At 63.0% G+C, this 16,635-nt stretch carries 15 protein-coding genes and 1 riboswitch; of the genes, 7 read left to right on the plus strand and 8 right to left on the minus strand.

Features of this window, described 5'->3' with window-relative positions:
* Positions 1 to 45 precede the first annotated feature (45 nt).
* Both LB577_RS03395 and LB577_RS03400 read right to left on the minus strand, forming a co-directional pair.
* Complete coding sequence (locus LB577_RS03395) at positions 46 to 387, minus strand: protamine-2 (modular protein) (RefSeq protein ID WP_224685558.1); 342 nt, start codon at positions 385 to 387, stop codon at positions 46 to 48.
* A 105-nt stretch (positions 388 to 492) separates the two neighbouring features.
* Positions 493 to 1,482 (minus strand): LysR family transcriptional regulator, encoded by a 990-nt coding sequence (locus tag LB577_RS03400; protein WP_224685559.1) that lies wholly within the window; start codon positions 1,480 to 1,482, stop codon positions 493 to 495.
* A 288-nt stretch (positions 1,483 to 1,770) separates the two neighbouring features.
* On the opposite strand from LB577_RS03400, the gene chvE reads away from it, so the two are divergent.
* From chvE to araD1, 4 genes are all read left to right on the plus strand, one after another.
* The gene (gene chvE / locus LB577_RS03405) at positions 1,771 to 2,841 is read left to right on the plus strand and encodes a multiple monosaccharide ABC transporter substrate-binding protein (RefSeq protein ID WP_023768349.1); all 1,071 of its coding nucleotides are present in this window, start codon (positions 1,771 to 1,773) and stop codon (positions 2,839 to 2,841) included.
* Between the two features lie 99 nt (positions 2,842 to 2,940).
* A complete protein-coding gene (gene mmsA, locus LB577_RS03410; RefSeq protein ID WP_023777192.1) occupies positions 2,941 to 4,473 on the plus strand; it encodes a multiple monosaccharide ABC transporter ATP-binding protein in 1,533 nt (510 codons plus the stop codon).
* Positions 4,470 to 5,756 (plus strand): multiple monosaccharide ABC transporter permease, encoded by a 1,287-nt coding sequence (gene mmsB / locus LB577_RS03415; RefSeq protein ID WP_224685560.1) that lies wholly within the window; start codon positions 4,470 to 4,472, stop codon positions 5,754 to 5,756. The genes mmsA and mmsB overlap by 4 nt, the downstream gene beginning before the upstream one ends.
* Positions 5,757 to 6,050: 294 nt before the next feature.
* On the plus strand, positions 6,051 to 7,043 hold the full coding sequence (gene araD1, locus LB577_RS03420; RefSeq protein WP_224685561.1) for an AraD1 family protein: 993 nt from the start codon (positions 6,051 to 6,053) through the stop codon (positions 7,041 to 7,043).
* A 195-nt stretch (positions 7,044 to 7,238) separates the two neighbouring features.
* Here araD1 and LB577_RS03425 read toward each other — a convergent pair whose 3' ends face one another.
* Together LB577_RS03425 and LB577_RS03430 are read right to left on the minus strand one after the other, a co-directional pair.
* The gene (locus LB577_RS03425; protein WP_224685562.1) at positions 7,239 to 8,012 is read right to left on the minus strand and encodes an ABC transporter substrate-binding protein; all 774 of its coding nucleotides are present in this window, start codon (positions 8,010 to 8,012) and stop codon (positions 7,239 to 7,241) included.
* Between the two features lie 99 nt (positions 8,013 to 8,111).
* Positions 8,112 to 9,206, minus strand: a complete 1,095-nt coding sequence (locus LB577_RS03430; RefSeq protein ID WP_224685563.1) for a 2'-deoxycytidine 5'-triphosphate deaminase — start codon at positions 9,204 to 9,206, stop codon at positions 8,112 to 8,114.
* An 88-nt stretch (positions 9,207 to 9,294) separates the two neighbouring features.
* Positions 9,295 to 9,372, plus strand: a riboswitch (SAM riboswitch).
* Between the two features lie 55 nt (positions 9,373 to 9,427).
* On the opposite strand from LB577_RS03430, the gene LB577_RS03435 reads away from it, so the two are divergent.
* The gene (locus tag LB577_RS03435) at positions 9,428 to 10,618 is read left to right on the plus strand and encodes an O-succinylhomoserine sulfhydrylase (protein ID WP_224685564.1); all 1,191 of its coding nucleotides are present in this window, start codon (positions 9,428 to 9,430) and stop codon (positions 10,616 to 10,618) included.
* Between the two features lie 36 nt (positions 10,619 to 10,654).
* Here LB577_RS03435 and LB577_RS03440 read toward each other — a convergent pair whose 3' ends face one another.
* Positions 10,655 to 11,806: a ceramide glucosyltransferase gene (locus LB577_RS03440; protein WP_224685565.1), complete on the minus strand. Its 1,152-nt coding sequence runs from the start codon at positions 11,804 to 11,806 to the stop codon at positions 10,655 to 10,657.
* Positions 11,807 to 12,026: 220 nt separating this feature from the next.
* Between LB577_RS03440 and apaG the strand changes: the two genes are divergently transcribed.
* Entirely contained in the window at positions 12,027 to 12,419 is a 393-nt protein-coding gene (gene apaG / locus LB577_RS03445) for a Co2+/Mg2+ efflux protein ApaG (protein WP_224685566.1), read from the plus strand.
* A 39-nt stretch (positions 12,420 to 12,458) separates the two neighbouring features.
* Here the strand turns inward: apaG and LB577_RS03450 are convergent, their stop codons facing one another.
* The 3 genes from LB577_RS03450 to LB577_RS03460 all read right to left on the minus strand — a co-directional run bounded on the left by LB577_RS03450 (position 12,459) and on the right by LB577_RS03460 (position 15,749).
* Positions 12,459 to 13,490, minus strand: coding sequence for an Hsp33 family molecular chaperone (locus LB577_RS03450; protein ID WP_013897268.1), 1,032 nt, complete (start codon positions 13,488 to 13,490; stop codon positions 12,459 to 12,461).
* Between the two features lie 129 nt (positions 13,491 to 13,619).
* Positions 13,620 to 14,531: an ornithine carbamoyltransferase gene (gene argF / locus LB577_RS03455; protein ID WP_224685567.1), complete on the minus strand. Its 912-nt coding sequence runs from the start codon at positions 14,529 to 14,531 to the stop codon at positions 13,620 to 13,622.
* Positions 14,532 to 14,549: 18 nt separating this feature from the next.
* Complete coding sequence (locus LB577_RS03460; protein WP_224685568.1) at positions 14,550 to 15,749, minus strand: aspartate aminotransferase family protein; 1,200 nt, start codon at positions 15,747 to 15,749, stop codon at positions 14,550 to 14,552.
* Positions 15,750 to 16,105: 356 nt separating this feature from the next.
* Between LB577_RS03460 and LB577_RS03465 the strand changes: the two genes are divergently transcribed.
* Complete coding sequence (locus tag LB577_RS03465) at positions 16,106 to 16,624, plus strand: GcrA family cell cycle regulator (protein ID WP_023777200.1); 519 nt, start codon at positions 16,106 to 16,108, stop codon at positions 16,622 to 16,624.
* Positions 16,625 to 16,635: the final 11 nt, after the last annotated feature.

The following is a 16,635-nucleotide window of genomic DNA, read 5'->3' on the forward strand; positions in this document are numbered from 1 at the left end:
GCACCCGGCCACCGCAGCGGTGGCCGGCCTTCAACTCGCGGTCCGTTACAGCCAGATGCCGACCCAGACGCGCTCACGCCAGCAGCGGACACGGCGACGGCCATGGCGCCAATAACGACGGCAGACCCTTCTCCAGACGCGACGTCGTCCGCCATGGCGGTAACGGCGATAGTAGCGACGATGCCAACGGCGATGGGAGACCTGCTCCACCTCGATCTGGTCGTCGTTCTCGAAGACAGACGGATCCGGCTTGTCCAATTCATCGAGAATTCCGTTACCGTTGCCTTGGGGAATACCGGCAACCGCGCGGCCGGGTCCGGCGACGCCTGCAAACGCAACTGCCCCCGCAACGCCAAGCATTCCAGTGAGAAATAACCGACGTTCCATCAAAGCCTCCAGAATTGTTGACCGCCGGCGCCTCGTTCCCTCGCCCAAACGGGCTCCAACAAGCATGCCGACTGGATTGAACGCGCGAGCTCGATTCGCGTTCCATCATCCCACTTCGCGCAGGATAAAATCGTGCAGCATCTTGGCGGCCGGCGACAGCACGCGATTCCTGACCGTGATCAGGCTGTAAGGCCTGACCTCGATGTCGAACTCGGTCTGGACGACGTCGATAGCGCCGGCCAGACCGTCGGGATTCTGGATGAATTTCGCGACCTGTATCGAGACCGGGGCGATGGCGTCGGACTGCGCGACCATGACCAGCGTCAAGAGCAGCGAGCTGGTGTTGAGGATGCGGTCCGGAAGCGCGATGTTGCGGTTGAGGAAATTGCTCTCCATCGCCTGGCGCAAGGGCGAACCGCCCGATTGGAAGACCCAGTCATAGGCGGCGGTATCTTCCAGCCGCACCACGCTGCCCCTGGTGAGCGGGTGGCCGCGGCGCACGATCAGGCAGGCTTTCTCGACGCCGATGACACGGGATTCGAACAGTCGTGGGTTCAGGTCGTCAGGAATGCGCGCAATGATGAAATCATGGCGCGTGGCAATAAGTTCGCGCGCCAGCACATTCGACGTCTCGACCTGCATGGTGATCTCGATGCGCGGATAGATGCGGCGAATTTCGCGAATCGCCGGCACCGCCAGTTCGATCGCCGGCGCCGTCACGGCACCCAGGAACACCGAACCGCCCTTGCCCGCCTTGAGCTCGGAGATCTCGCGATCGACCTCGCGCATCTCCAGCAGGATCGAGCGCGCACGCCTCGCCAGCGCCTTGCCGTAGGGCGTCAGCGCGACGCCACGCGGCAGCCTTTCGCACAGCTTGACCTCCAGCACCGCCTCCATCTCGGCGATCATGCGCGAAGCCGCCGGTTGCGAGATGTTCATGACCTGGGCAGCCGCGCTCACCCGACCGTGATCGTCCAAGGCCACGATCATGCGCATGTGACGCAGGCTGAGACCGCTGCGCAGCAGGGTCTCGCCGTCACCGGGCAGCTCGTTGTAACCCTCTGAAATTCCACCGGGATTGCGCAATGTCGCCATGAATGCCCCTAACTCGCCAATATCGTGTTCCTGGATCCAACATATATCAGTCCCGGTATAGCAACCATCAAAGATCGCATTTGACAGTTATGGCAAAGAGCCACACCCTTCGCGCGTTCCGAGACGTGACAGTCGCCGACGATGAAATCGTATCGATTGAAATCAGCGGTTCGGGACCATGGGAGGATACCGGAGATCGATATGACGGCAGCAGTGCCTTGGCGCTTCTGCACGATTGCGCGGCCCGCGACCCCCGGGGTGCCGCGTCCATCAAACAGGGAGAGTTATGTGAAAATCATCAAGACACTGGCCGCAGTCGCGGCGCTTGGCATCGCTGCCATGACCTATTCGGCACACGCGGCCGACAAGGGTCTTGTCGGCGTGCTGATGCCGACCAAGACTTCGCAGCGCTGGATCAATGACGGCGATGCCGTCAAGTCCCAGCTCGAGGCTCTTGGCTACACCGTTGACCTGCAGTACGCGCAGGACGACATCCCCAACCAGCTCAGCCAGCTGGAAAACGAAATCACCAAGGGCCCGAAGGCGCTGATCATCGCCTCGATCGACGGCACCACGCTCTCGGATGCGCTGCAGAAGGCAGCTGACGCGGGCGTCGTCGTGGTCGCCTATGACCGCCTGATCAAGAAGACCGCCAATGTCGACTATTACACCACCTTCGACAATTTCGGCGTCGGCGTGATCCAGGCGAATTCGCTGGTCAAGGGCCTCAAGGAACGCTTCCCGAACACCAAGCCGTGGAACGTCGAGCTGTTCGGCGGCTCGCCCGACGACAACAACGCCTTCTTCTTCTACAACGGTGCGATTTCCGTCCTGCAGCCGCTGATCGACGACGGCTCGATCAAGATCAAGTCCGGCCAGATGGGCATGGACAAGGTCGGCACGCTGCGTTGGCTGGCAGCCACCGCCCAGGCGCGCATGGACAACCTGCTGTCGGCCAACTATTCGGACGGCAGCCGCGTCGATGGCGTTCTGTCGCCCTATGACGGCCTGTCGCGCGGCATCACCGCCTCGCTGCGCGCCGTTGGTTACGGCACCGACGCACAGCCCTGGCCGATCGTGACCGGCCAGGACGCCGAGACCGCCTCGGTCAAGCTGATCATCACGGGCGAACAGTACTCGACCGTGTTCAAGGACACCCGCGACCTGGCCAAGGCCACTGTCGGTCTGGTCGACAAGGTGCTCTCGGGCGGCAAGCCTGACGGCCTCGACACCAAGACCTACAACAACGACGTCAAGGTCGTTCCCTCGATCCTGTTGACGCCGCACGAAGTCGACAAGTCGAACTACCAGAAGCTGGTCGTCGACTCCGGCTACATCAAGGCCGAAGACCTGAAGTAATTTCGGTTGCAAAGCCAGGGGTCCTGCGCAACGCAGGGCCCCTTTTCGTTCACCAGCGACCCCGGTATTGTTGCGGACCTCGCAGGAGAAGTATTGCCCATGACCTCGACGATTTTGGAGATGCGCGACATCACCAAGACGTTCCCCGGCGTGAAGGCGCTGTCGAACGTCAACCTCAGCGTCGAGGAAGGCGAGATCCACGCCGTGGTCGGAGAGAACGGCGCCGGCAAGTCGACGCTGATGAAGGTCCTGTCGGGCGTCTATCCCGCAGGCACGTATGATGGCCAGATCATCTTCCAGGGCCAGGAATGCCAGTTCAAAGGCATCCATGACAGCGAACACAAGGGCATCGTCATCATCCACCAGGAGCTTGCGCTGGTACCGATGCTGTCGATCACTGAAAATATCTTCCTCGGCAACGAACACGCCAAATACGGCGTCATCGACTGGGATGCCAACGAGGCGCGCACCGGCGCGCTGTTGAAGAAGGTGGGCCTCAAGGAGGACCCCAAGACACTGATCACCAATATCGGCGTCGGCAAGCAGCAGCTGGTCGAAATCGCCAAGGCGCTGAGCAAGGACGTCAAGCTTTTGATCCTCGATGAGCCGACCGCGTCGCTCAGCGAAAAAGACAGCCAGGCGCTGCTCGATCTTCTGCTCGAATTCAAGCGGCAAGGCATGACCTCGATCCTGATCTCGCACAAGCTCAACGAGATCAACCGGGTCGCCGACAAGGTAACGGTCATCCGTGACGGACGCACCATCGAGACGCTGGCCAAGAAAGATATCAGCGAAGATCGTATCATCACCTCGATGGTCGGCCGTTCGCTCGATGACCGCTATCCGCCGCGCGAGCCCAAGATCGGCGAGGTCGTGTTCGAGGTGAAGAACTGGTCGGTCTATCACCCGCTCCACGCCGAACGGCAGGTGATCAAGGGCATCGACATCAATGTGCGCAAGGGCGAGGTGGTCGGCATTGCCGGGCTGATGGGCGCCGGGCGCACCGAATTCGCGATGAGCCTTTTCGGCCGCTCCTATGGCCGCCGCATCACCGGCGAGGTGCTGCTCAAGGGCAAGCCGGTCGATGTCTCGTCGGTAAGCAAGGCGGTCCAACACGGCATCGCCTACGTCACCGAGGACCGCAAGACTTACGGTCTCAACCTCATCGACCATATCAAGCATAACATAACGCTTGCCAATCTCGGCGGCGTGTCGCGCCACAGCGTCATCGACGACATGCGCGAACTCGCCGTTGCCAACGACTATCGCAAGAAGACCAATATCCGTGCGTCCAGTGTCTATCAGTTGACCGGCAATCTTTCCGGTGGCAACCAGCAGAAGGTGGTGCTGTCGAAATGGCTGTTTGCCGACCCGGACGTGCTGATCCTCGACGAGCCGACACGCGGCATCGATGTCGGCGCCAAGTACGAAATCTACACGATCATCGCGCGGCTTGCCTCGGAAGGTAAGGCGATCGTGGTCATCTCGTCGGAAATGCCGGAATTGCTCGGGATTACCGACCGCATCTACGTCATGAACGAAGGACGCATCGTGGGCGAAATGCCCGCGGCGGACGCGAGCCAGGAAAAAATAATGCGCGCCATCGTCCGGGGAGAAGGAAAAGCAGCATGAGCACCGATAGCGCCCCCGCCCCACAGGGCAACATCGCCGAAGAACAGCGTCCACGCATCGCCGTGTCGGCGCTGGCGACGAATTTGCGCGAATACGGCCTGATTATCGCGCTGATCGTCATCATGCTGTTCTTCCAGTTCACCACCTCGGGAACGCTGTTCAAGCCGGTCAATCTCAGCAACCTGGTGCAGCAGAACTCGTTCATCATCGTGATGGCGCTGGGCATGCTGCTGGTCATCGTCTCCGGCTATATCGACCTCAGCGTCGGATCGGTCGCCGGTTTCATCGGCGCGCTGGCGGCAAACATGATGGTCATCTGGCAGCTCGGACCGCTCAGCAATCCGCTGGTGGTTTCGATCGTCTGCCTCGTCGTGGGCGGCCTGATCGGCGCCGCGCAAGGCTACTGGATCGCCTATCACAGGATACCGAGCTTCATCGTGACACTAGCGGGCATGCTGATCTTCCGCGGCATCTGCCAGGCGCTGCTCGGCGGCGGCTCTTCGGTCGGCCCGCTTCCGGACGACTTCAAAATGCTCAGCTCCGGCTTTATCCCTGACGTGATCGGCCCGCTGACGCTTGTCCCGCCGGTAGTGAACGCGGCCGGCAAGACCATCCTGGGCAGCGGCGTGACTCTGCACATGACGACAGTCGTGCTCGGCCTGATCGCCGTGCTGGCCTATGCCTATTTCGGGGTAAGGACGCGGCGCAAGCGCGAACGTCATGGCTACGAGGCCGAGCCCTTCCCCCTGTTCATCGTCAAGACGCTGGTCGCCAGCGCGCTGGCGCTGTTCCTGGTCTATGAGTTCGCCAGCTACCGGGGCCTGCCGGTGGTGCTGCTCGTCATGGGCGTGCTGATCACGCTGTTCGTCTTCGTCACCAAGCGTATGACCATCGGCCGCCGCATCTACGCGATGGGCGGCAATCCCAAGGCGGCGCAGCTGTCGGGCATCAACACCGAGCGGCTGACTTTGCTGGTGTTCATCAATATGGGCGTGCTGTCGGCGCTCGGCGGCCTGATCATCGCGGCACGCCTCGGCCAGGCGGTGCCGGCGGCGGGCCTAGGCAGCGAACTCGACGTCATCGCCGCCGTCTTCATCGGCGGCGCCTCGGCGATGGGCGGCGTCGGCCAGGTCATCGGCGCCGTGGTCGGCGGCTTCATCATGGGCGTGATGAACAACGGCATGTCGATCATGGGCGTCAATGTCGACTGGCAGCAGGTGGTCAAAGGTCTGGTGCTGCTCGGCGCCGTGATCTTCGACGTCTACAACAAGAACAAGGCCTGACAGGAGCAATTCCAGAAAAAGTGCGTCGCGGTTTTCCCACAGGAATTGCGTAGGGACAAAAAAATACCGGGAGCGGGTCGAACCGCTCCAGCAAGGGCAACGAGGAAGGCATACGGGTCACATCGCGGCGCTGCCGGCAACCCGCCGGCATGAAGAAGTTCCCTCAAGGAACCAGGCCCCGCGAGCGCAATCCGAACGGAGAATTTCACCCGTGGCACGGACGACGTTCCGGCCGCGCTTGGGAAGGTTTGCCGCACCGGCAGCCGTGCCAAGGCACATGAGAGAGGATTGATCATGCTGATCTCGCAGATTCTCGACGACGCCGAGACCATCCGTGTCGTTGCCCGCAGCGGCGGCAAGACCCGGATCATCAACGGGGCGCGCAGCGTCTATTCGCTGGCGATGGAGGCTGCCCGCACCGGCACCGGCCTCGTCGCGCTGATCGAGCGCAAGGGACTTGGCGAGACGGTCGATCTCGACGCCGCCTACAAGAAGGGGCGGCTCCTGTCGCCGATCAATCACCCCGATCCGGCGCACCTGCATCTGACCGGCACCGGGCTGACCCATCTCGGTTCGGCCGCGACGCGCGATTCCATGCACAAGAAGCTCAGCACCGACGGCGAGGAGCAGCTCACCGATTCCATGAAGATGTTCCGCATGGGCCTGGAAGGCGGCAAGCCCGCGAAAGGCCAGACCGGCGTGCAGCCGGAATGGTTCTACAAGGGCAATGGCACGATGGCCGTAGCGCCGGGTGCCGCGCTCCTGTCACCGGCTTTCGCCAAGGACGCCGGCGAGGAACCCGAGGTGGCAGGCATCTATGTCATCGGTGACGACGGTGCCCCGTTCCGCGTCGGCTTCACGCTGTCGAACGAGTTTTCCGACCACGTGACCGAGCGCGTCAACTATCTCTTCCTCGCCCATTCCAAGCTGCGCAACGCCTCCTTCGGACCCGAGATCCTGATCGGAGACCTGCCATCGGACATCCGCGGCACGTCACGTATCGTACGCGACGGCAAGACGCTGTGGGAAAAGCCGTTCCTGTCGGGCGAAGCGAACATGTCGCACACCATCGGCAATCTCGAACATCACCACTTCAAATACTCGGCCTTCCGTCAGCCGGGCGACGTGCATGTGCACATGTTCGGCACGGCGACGCTGTCCTTCGCCGACGGCATCAAGACCGAAGCCGGCGACGTATTCGAGATCGAGGCCGGGGATTTCGGCCTGCCGCTACGCAACCCGCTCGAGCTTGAGCAGCCGGTGAAGGTGGCGGTCAGGGCTTTGTGATGGAGTGATCTCCCCCCTTGTGGGGGAGATGGCCGGCAGGCCAGAGGGGGGCGCTGTCCCGTCAGCGTCTCAATCGAAACAATTCTGTCTTCAGGCTATTCCCGGCATTTTGAAGAAAGGCCGCGATCCTTCGCGCCCCCCTCTGCCCTGCCGGGCATCTCCCCCACGAGGGGGGAGATTGGCAGCCTCAATCCCTCAATAAATATCGAAGTCGAAATATTTGGCCTGGATCTTCTTGTAGGTGCCGTCGGCGACGATGGCGTCGATGGCCGCGTTGAGCTTGTCGCGCAGTGCGGTGTCTTCGAGGCGCACGGCGATGCCGGCTTGCGTCTCCGTACCCTTGACGTCTCCAATCATCTTGCAGCAGCCGTCGCTCGCCTTCTTCATCCAGTCGACCAGCACGAACTTGTCCGAGATCACAGCGTCAAGCCGGCCGTTCTGCAGGTCGGTGATCGCTTCCTCCTGGGTCGGGTAGAGCTTTGCCTCCGCGCCTGCCTTGCCATAGACATCCTGGTCATAGGTGGCCTGCGTGGTCGCAGCCTGGGCGCCGACCGTCTTGCCGGCAAGTGCCGCCGGTTCGGTGGAGGCGATGTCGCTGTCCTTCAAGGCGACCAGGGCGAGCGGCGTCGTATAATATTTGTTGGTGAAGGCGACCTGCTTCTTGCGCTCCTCGGTGATGCTCATCGAGGCGATGATGGCGTCGAACTTCTTGGCCTGCAGGGCGGGGATGATGCCATCCCAGTCCTGGGTGACGATTTCGCACTCGACCTTCATCTGCGCGCACAGCGCATTGGCGATGTCGATATCGAAGCCGACAACCTTGCCGTCAGAGGTGATGGTGTTGAACGGCGGATAGGCGCCCTCGGTGCCGATTTTCAATTTCTCGGCAGCCTGCGCCGACAGAGAGCCGGCCGCCATCGCCAACATGGCAGCGCCTGCCGCCGATAGGATCCATTTTGAAATCTGCATTTTCTTGTTCCCCTTGAGCGCCGCATCCCGGCGACCGACAAGCCAGCCAAGCATGATGTGTCAGCGCAGGCAAGTATTTTACCTGGTGGTAATCGGAGCTCAGCGCGCGGCGCGGAAATGCTTGGACAGCTTCAGGCCCTGCGCCTGGTAGTTGGAGCCTAGGTCGGTGCCGTAAAGCGCCTGCGGCCGCTTCAGCATGTGCTCGTAGACCAGCCGGCCGACGATCTGGCCATGGTCGAGGATGAACGGCACTTCGTGGCTGCGCACTTCGAGCACCGCCCGGCTGCCGGTGCCGCCGGACGCCGAATGGCCGAAGCCCGGATCGAAGAAGCCAGCATAGTGAACACGGAATTCACCGACGAGCGGATCAAAGGGCGTCATCTCGGCTGCATAGAGCGGCGGCACATGCACCGCCTCCTGGCTGACGAGGATGTAGAACTCGTCGGGATCGAGCACCAGTTCGCCGGCGCCGCTCTTGTGGATCGGCTCCCAGAAATCTACGACATCCTGCGCGGCGCGCTTGTCGACGTCGACGAGACCGGTGTGATGCTTGCCTCGATAGCCGACCAGCCCATCACTGTCGCCATTGAGGTCGATCGACAGTGCGATGCCACCGCCGGAAATATTCGGCGGTTCGGTGGCGACCAGCATCTCGGCACGGTGCAGTTCATGCAATTCGGCTTCCGAGAGCAGTGCGTTGCCGGTGCGGAAGCGTATCTGCGACAGGCGCGAACCGGTGCGCGCGACGATCGGGAAGGTGCGCGGGCTGACTTCCAGATAGAGCGGACCGTTGTAGCCGGCGGCGATCTTGTCGAACTCGTGGCCACGGTCGGTCATCACACGGGTGAAGATGTCGAGCCGGCCGGTCGAGCTCTTCGGGTTGGCCGAGGCCGAAATCTCCGCCGGCAGCGCCAGGCTTTCGAGCAGCGGCACGATGTAGACGCAGCCGGTTTCCAGCACAGCGCCTTCGGCAAGATTGATCTCGTGCAGCTTCAGGCGATCGAGCTTTTCCGAAACCGTGTGGTTGGGGCCCGGCAGGAAGGAAGCCCGCACCCGCCAGGCCGTGTCGCCGAGCCTCAGATCGAGGCTGGCCGGCTGGATCTGGTCGGCATCGAGCGCGCGCGCCGACTTCAGCGCGCCGGACTGGAACAGCGCCGATATGTCCTGATCGGGAAGAATGCCTGTCTGCCGCAAGGCTGCGCTCCTGGCCGACGATTTTCTTGTCGCACAAACCTCTTAATGAAGCCGGCAATTGACGCAAGCGTGGGACGGGTCTAAAGGGTCGTTATCCCGTGGTGATTTGGCCGGTCGGCTTGCAGCCACGTTAAACAAGTCGCTAAAGGACCGTTGGCCGCAAGGCCGTATGGACCGGTTGCGACTTTCGCGGCCGGTTTTTTTGTGTCTGGAACAAAGCAATGAGCAACAAGAAGCGCGACTGGAAGCCACAGACAGCCCTCGTCCATGGCGGAACCCTGCGTTCCCAATTCGGCGAGACGTCGGAAGCAATGTACCTTACCCAGGGCTATGTCTACGAGACGGCGCAGGCGGCGGAGGCCCGTTTCAAGGGCGAGGAACCAGGCTTCATCTATTCGCGCTACGCCAATCCCACGGTCGACATGTTCGAAAAGCGCATGTGCGCGCTGGAGGGTGCCGAGGATGCGCGCGCCACGGCGTCGGGCATGGCGGCGGTGACGGCGGCGCTCTTGTGCAGCGTCAAGGCCGGCGACCATATCGTGGCGGCGCGCGCGCTGTTCGGCTCCTGCCGCTGGGTGGTCGAGACGCTGGCGCCGCGATATGGCATCGAAGCGACGCTGGTCGACGGCACCGACATCGCCAACTGGGAAAGAGCGGTCAAGCCCAACACCAAGCTGTTCTTCCTGGAAAGCCCGACCAACCCGACGCTGGAAGTGGTCGACATATCGGCCGTCGCGGCACTTGCCAATTCAATCGGTGCGCGGCTCGTCGTCGACAATGTCTTCGCCACGCCGCTGCAGCAGAAGCCGCTGCAGCTCGGCGCCCACATCGTCGTCTATTCGGCCACCAAGCACATCGACGGCCAGGGGCGTTGCCTGGGCGGCGTCATCCTTTCGGATAAGAAGTGGATCGACGAGAACCTGCACGACTATTTCCGCCACACGGGGCCCAGCCTGTCGCCGTTCAATGCCTGGACGCTGCTGAAGGGACTGGAGACGCTGCCGTTGCGCGTGCGCCAGCAGACGGAAAGCGCCGGCAGGATCGCCGATTTCCTGGCCGAGCAGCCGCAGATCGCCCGCGTCATCTATCCCGGCCGTGCCGACCACCCGCAGGCTGATATCGTCAAGAAGCAGATGTCGGGCGGCTCGACGCTGATCTGCCTCGACGTCAAGGGCGGCAAGCAGGCGGCCTTCGCCTTGCAGAATGCGCTGGACATCGTTCTGATCTCGAACAATCTCGGCGATGCCAAGAGCCTGATCACCCATCCGGCGACGACGACGCATAAGAATTTGAGCGACGAGGCGCGCGCCGAACTCGGCATCGGGCCAGGTACGCTCAGGCTGTCGGTCGGCCTGGAGGATACCGACGACCTACTGGAAGACATCGCGCAGGCGTTGAGGGCGGCCAAATAGGCAAGACAGTCCGGTAGGTCCGTCAAACAGGCGCGATCAGGCGCTTGACGGCGTCTCCTCCAGTTCAGCCGCCTTGGTGCGGATGGTCATCGCATTGCCGCGCCAGTCGACGGCGCCGCCGAGCCAGCCGCGCGTCCACATCGCCGGCAGGATTAGGTCGCGCACCATGATCGCCGCGACCATGCGCGGCGACAGGTACCAGCCCTTGGACCAGGCCAGGGCGCATTCCGGAAGATAGAAGGCCGCCAACACGGCAAGCGCGGTTGCCCAGAGGCTGAAGCCGGCGCCTGCCGCCGCGACCAGCGCAAGCGCCAGCGGCACCACAGCACCAGTGAGGATTTCGGGCGCGAAGAACAGCGGGAAGGTGACACGGCGCAGGCGCGCCCAGCGGGCCTGGCGCGACCAGATCTCGCCAAGCGTGCGCCGGCCGAGCGGCTGCTCGAAGGGCGAAGCGACGAGATTGACGCGCAGGCCGAGGCCGTTCACCAGCTTGGTCGCGGCGGCGTCCTCGGCGATCTCGGCCGCCAGCGCGCGAATGCCGCCGCTGGCATCCAGCATCGGCTTGTTCCACAGCATGCTCTTGCCCTGGGCGAAGCCAAGGCCGAGCGCCTCGCCGGCATATTGCCAGCGGGCCTGCAGCGTGTTGAGAAAGGCGCATTCGACCTCGGCCCAAAAACCGTCGGGACGCGAGCCGATTGGCGTCGAGCAGACAAGGCCGGTATCGGCTCGCCACGCCGCCATCAAATGCTGGATGTAGTCCCTGGGCATCAGCACGTTTGAGTCTGCAAGAACGACCCAGTTGTGGCGCGCCGCTTCCCAGCCCTTGACGCAGTTGTTGAGTTTGGGATTGGCGCTGATGCGGTCGTCGCCGATCAAAAGCCGGGCCGGCACTTTGGGAAACCGGGCAATCGCCCTGTTTATCAGTTTGACGACCGGATCGTCGGCATGGGCGACGCAGAAGATCAATTCGTAGCGCGGCCAGTCGAGCGAGAAGGCGCGTTCCAGTGTCTCGTGCGTGAACGGCTCGACACCACGCGATGGTATGACAATCGACACCGGCTGCGATTTGCCGTCGGGCGGGGCGACCGTGGTTCGCCGCTTCAGCTGCGAAGCGGCAAGCGAAATGCTGGCGGCATTTGAGAGAATGAGAGCAGTCGAAAGCGAGGCGGCTATGAGAGTGAGTTCCATCGAGATCTGGTCACTCCAGAAAAGACGGCCGGCTTTGTGGCCGTTTTCAACAGTTCGACAGAGCGTCGAGTCGCCCGCTTGGCGCACACCACCATTGTCCTGTGTCACTTAAATGACATTCTTTGCCGGCACCTGCCTTTCAAGGCCGGGCGCGACAAGACGCGCATGTTGACCTGCCCGCCGGGAGCGCCGAAATTACCGGATCAGTTTGGAGCCGTTTATGTATAGCGCCGTCACGCGCAACATCGAAGTGCAGGTCAGGCCGTTCTACCTCGAGGACCGCTCGGATCCTTCGGAGAACCGCTATGTCTGGGGCTATCAGATAACGATCGACAATCAGTCGGACGAGTTCGTGCAGCTTCTGTCGCGTTATTGGCATATCACCGACGGCACCGGCCGGGTCGAGGAAGTGAGTGGGCCGGGCGTCGTCGGCGACCAGCCTGAACTCAATCCCGGCGACAGCTATCAGTATACGTCCGGCTGCCCGCTCTCGACCCCGTCAGGAATCATGGTCGGCCGCTACACGATGCGCAACAAGCGCGGCGAGACCTTCGACATCGCCATTCCGGCATTTTCCCTCGACCTGCCAGGGACGCGGCGGACGGTGAATTAGCGGCTTTCTCCCCGTTCCATGGAGAGAAAGCCGGTTCCTTCATTGCGCCGCGAATTCCGCCGGGTCGAAGTCATATTGCTTCGAGCAGAACTCGCAGGCGACGTGGATGCCGCCATCCTCGGTGCTGTCCTTGATCTCCTGCGCGGAGAAGCCCTCGAGGATGCCGCGGATCTTGTCGCGCGAGCATGAGCACTGGTCGGCGACGGGAACGCCGCCGAAGACGCGCACGCCATGCTCGTGGAACAGGCGATAGAGCAGCCGTTCGGCGCCGATCGTCGGATCGATCAGTTCGGTCGGCTCGATGGTGCCGAGCAGCGCCAGCAATTCCTGCCAGGAATTGTCGGCCGGATCATGGATCTCCTCGCGCGGATCGCCATCGCCGCCGGGCAGGTCCGGAACGCGCATGCGCTCGGGCGATTGCGGCAGGAACTGCGCCAGGATGCCGCCGGCACGCCACTGCTCGCGCGCGCCGCCAGGGCCGGGCGTCAACAGCTTGGCCACCGACAGCCTGATATCGGTCGGGATCTGTTCCGACTGGCGGAAATAGGTGCGCGCGGCGTCTTCCAGCGTTTCGCCGTCGAGCTGGACGATGCCCTGATAGCGCTGCGTGTGGGCGCCCTGGTCGATGGTCAGCGCCAGAACGCCGCTGCCGAGCAGCGTCTGCTGCGATGTCTCGCCGACCGCGACCAAAGCCTCGAGCCGATCGGCGTCGAAGCGCGCATAGGCGCGCAGGGCAGAGGGCGTGGAGAAGTCCGCCACCAGCATGTCGACCGGCCCGTCGGTGCGGGTCTGCAGGATGAACTTGCCCTCGAACTTGAGCGAAGTGCCGAGCAGCACCGTCAGCACACAGGCTTCCGCGAGCAGGCGGGCGACCGGCTCGGGATAATCGTGGCGGCTCAGGATGGCGTCGAGCATCGGCCCGAGCTGGACCGTGCGGCCACGCACGTCGAGCGGGCCGACCTCGAAGGGCACGACGTGATCGTCGCCGGCGTAGCCGAACTCGCCGAGTTTGGGGTGGTGTTCAGTCACTTGATACGTTTCCAACATGACAAAGCTCCGGGGCGCGGCCATGCCGTCCTCTCGGGAGCATGCGTCCAAACGCGCTTGATTTGCGTGATGCGGCGCAGATAGGCATCGCGCCCCCGCAGATCAAGCGCCCAGACACTTCAAGCACCGAGACACTTCAAGCGCCAAGACACTTCAAGCACCAAGACACCAGGCAAGCACGGCCTTCTGGGCGTGGAGCCTGTTCTCGGCCTCGTCGAAGACCACCGAATGCGGGCCGTCGATGACTTCGTCGGTCACTTCCTCGCCGCGATGAGCAGGCAGGCAGTGCATGAACAATGCGTCGGGCTTCGCCCTGGCCATCAGCTTGGCATTGACCTGATAGGGCGAGAACACGTTGTGGCCACGGGCGCGATGCTCCTGCCCCATCGACACCCAGCAATCGGTGACGATGCAGTCGGCCTGGTCGACGGCCTCCTCGGGCGAGCGCGTGAAGTGCAGCTTGCCGCCATTCGCCTGCGACCAGTCGATATGCTTCTGCGCCGGCTCGCTGCCTTCGGGCACGGCGACGTTGAGGTTGAAGCGGAACCGCGCCGAGGCCTCGAGCAGCGAATGCAGCACGTTGTTGCCGTCACCGGTCCAGGCAATGGTCTTGCCGGCAACCGGACCGCGATGCTCCTCGAAGGTCATGATGTCGGCCATCAGCTGGCATGGATGGGTATCGTCGGTCAGCCCGTTGATCACCGGAATTGTGGCGTTCTCGGTCAGCTCCAGCAGCCGTTCGTGCGAGGTGGTGCGGATCATGATGGCGTCGACATAGCGCGACAGCACCTTGGCGGTGTCGGCGATGGTCTCGGAACGGCCGAGCTGCATCTCGGTGCCGGTCAGCATGATGGTCTCGCCGCCAAGCTGGCGCATGCCGACGTCGAAGGACACCCGCGTGCGCGTCGACGGCTTGTCGAAGATCATGGCCAGCACCTTGCCTTCGAGCGGCTTCGAGCGCTCGCCGGCCTTGAGACGCTGCTTGCGCGCCACCGCGTCGGTCAGCATGAAGCGCAAATCGCCTTCGGAAACGGCGGAAAGATCGGTGAAGTGGCGAAGTGACATCGGCAACGGTTCCGGGATTTACTTCGCGGCGGCGGAGGCGATCGCCTCCACCAGGCCCTTGGCGCCGGCGCGGATGCGATCGAGCGCGTCGTGGATCTCGGCATCGGTGACGGTGAGCGGCGGCAGCAGGCGAATGACGTTGTCGCCGGCCGGAACCGCCAGCAGGCGCTGGTCGCGCAATGCCATGTTCACCTTGGCATTGGGCATGGCGCATTTGAGGCCGAGCATCAGCCCGGTGCCCCTGATGTCCTCGATGACCTCGGGAAATTCGTCGGCAACGGCGGCAAGTCCCTGCTTTATCAGCAGCGCCTTGCGCTGGACGTCCTCGAGGAAGCCCTCTTCGAGCACCACGTCGAGTACGGCGTTGCCGACCGCCATGGCCAGCGGGTTGCCGCCGAAGGTGGTGCCATGCACGCCGGCGGTCATACCGACGGCCGCTTCGTCGGTGGCAAGGCAGGCGCCCATCGGGAAGCCGCCGCCAATGCCCTTGGCAATGGCCATGATGTCCGGCGTGACGCCTGACCATTCATGCGCGAACAGCTTGCCGGTGCGGCCGATGCCACACTGGACCTCGTCATAGATCAGCAGCAGGTCGTGCTGGTCGCAAAGCTGGCGCAGCCGCTTCAGCGATTGCGCAGGCACCGGGCGGATGCCGCCCTCGCCCTGCACCGGCTCGATCAGGATCGCGGCGGTCTCCGGGGTGATCGCCTTTTCGGCGGCATCGATGTCGTCGAAGCCGACCTGGTCGAAGCCTTCGACCTTGGGTCCGAACCCCTCGAGGTATTTGTACTGGCCACCGGCCGCGATGGTGGCCAGCGTGCGGCCGTGGAAAGCACCCTCGAAGGTGATGGTGCGGAAGCGCTCGGGATGGCCCTTGACGAAGTGGTAGCGCCGCGCCGTCTTGATCGCGCATTCCAACGCTTCGGCGCCGGAGTTGGTGAAGAACACCTTGTCGGCGAAGGTGGCATCGGCCAGCCGCTCGCCAAGCCGGCTCTGCCCGGGAATCTCGTAGAGGTTGGAAACGTGCCAGAGCTTGGCTGCCTGCTCGGTGAGGGCCGCGACCAGGTGCGGATGGCCGTGGCCAAGCGAATTGACCGCGATGCCGCCGGCGAAATCGAGATATCGCTCGCCCTTGTCGGTAACCAGCCAGGAGCCTTCCCCATGGTCGAAAGCCAGGGGTGCGCGAGAAAAGGTCTCGAAAAGCGCCGAACCGCTCATTATATGCTTCTCCGGTGCCGGAAAATCAAAAAAGCCGCCAAAGCGGCGGCCTTTGCGGCTTATCGTGTTTTTCGGCCATGAAGTCAACGAAAACGTCGCGTAGTGGCACGCGGCAAGCCCCCTGGCAGGACGCCGGCTCATAAGAGAGCGGCAAGTTGGGGAAAACCGAAAAAACCGATTCGTGTTGCACTTGGGACTCTTGTCACCGAGTCAGCGCATAGAGTAGTTGTAGTCGAGAAATAACTAGATTTCGTGCGGCGGACCTAATCACCAGATATATGTGGTGTCTGCCCCAGCAGTGGTGCTGGGTCGGGAGTGGATTCTGATTGCCGCACGCTTAGCAGGAGCGCGGTCTCATGAACTGGACTGACGAGCGGGTCGAACTTCTCAGAAAACTGTGGTCGGAGGGTCTGAGCGCAAGCCAGATTGCTGCGCAGCTCGGAGGGGTCAGCCGCAACGCGGTCATCGGCAAGGTGCACCGGCTGAAACTGTCGGGCCGCGGGCGCGCAACGGCGGCGCCGGCACGCCAGAAGAAGACGGCGCAGGGATCGACCGTTCAGAAATCGGTGGCGCGGGCGGCAAGCGCGTCGCGTCACGTCACGACATCGATCGGCGCGACGGCCTTGCAGACCCAGTTCGACGCCGAACCGGTGGCGCGGCACTATATCCGGCCAGTCGAGAACGTCGTGGTACCGATCTCACGGCATCTGCAGCTTGTCGAACTGACCGAGCGAACCTGCAAATGGCCGAACGGCGATCCGCTTTCGGAAGACTTTAATTTCTGCGGCAACGAAGCCGCCGAAACCGGCCCTTACTGCAAATATCACGCCCGGGTTGCGTTCCAGCCGGCGGCGGAGCGGAGGCGGAACAGGTAAGTAAGGGAATA

It is taken from the genome of Mesorhizobium sp. B283B1A, from assembly GCF_020165735.1.
Lineage (GTDB): Bacteria > Pseudomonadota > Alphaproteobacteria > Rhizobiales > Rhizobiaceae > Mesorhizobium > Mesorhizobium opportunistum.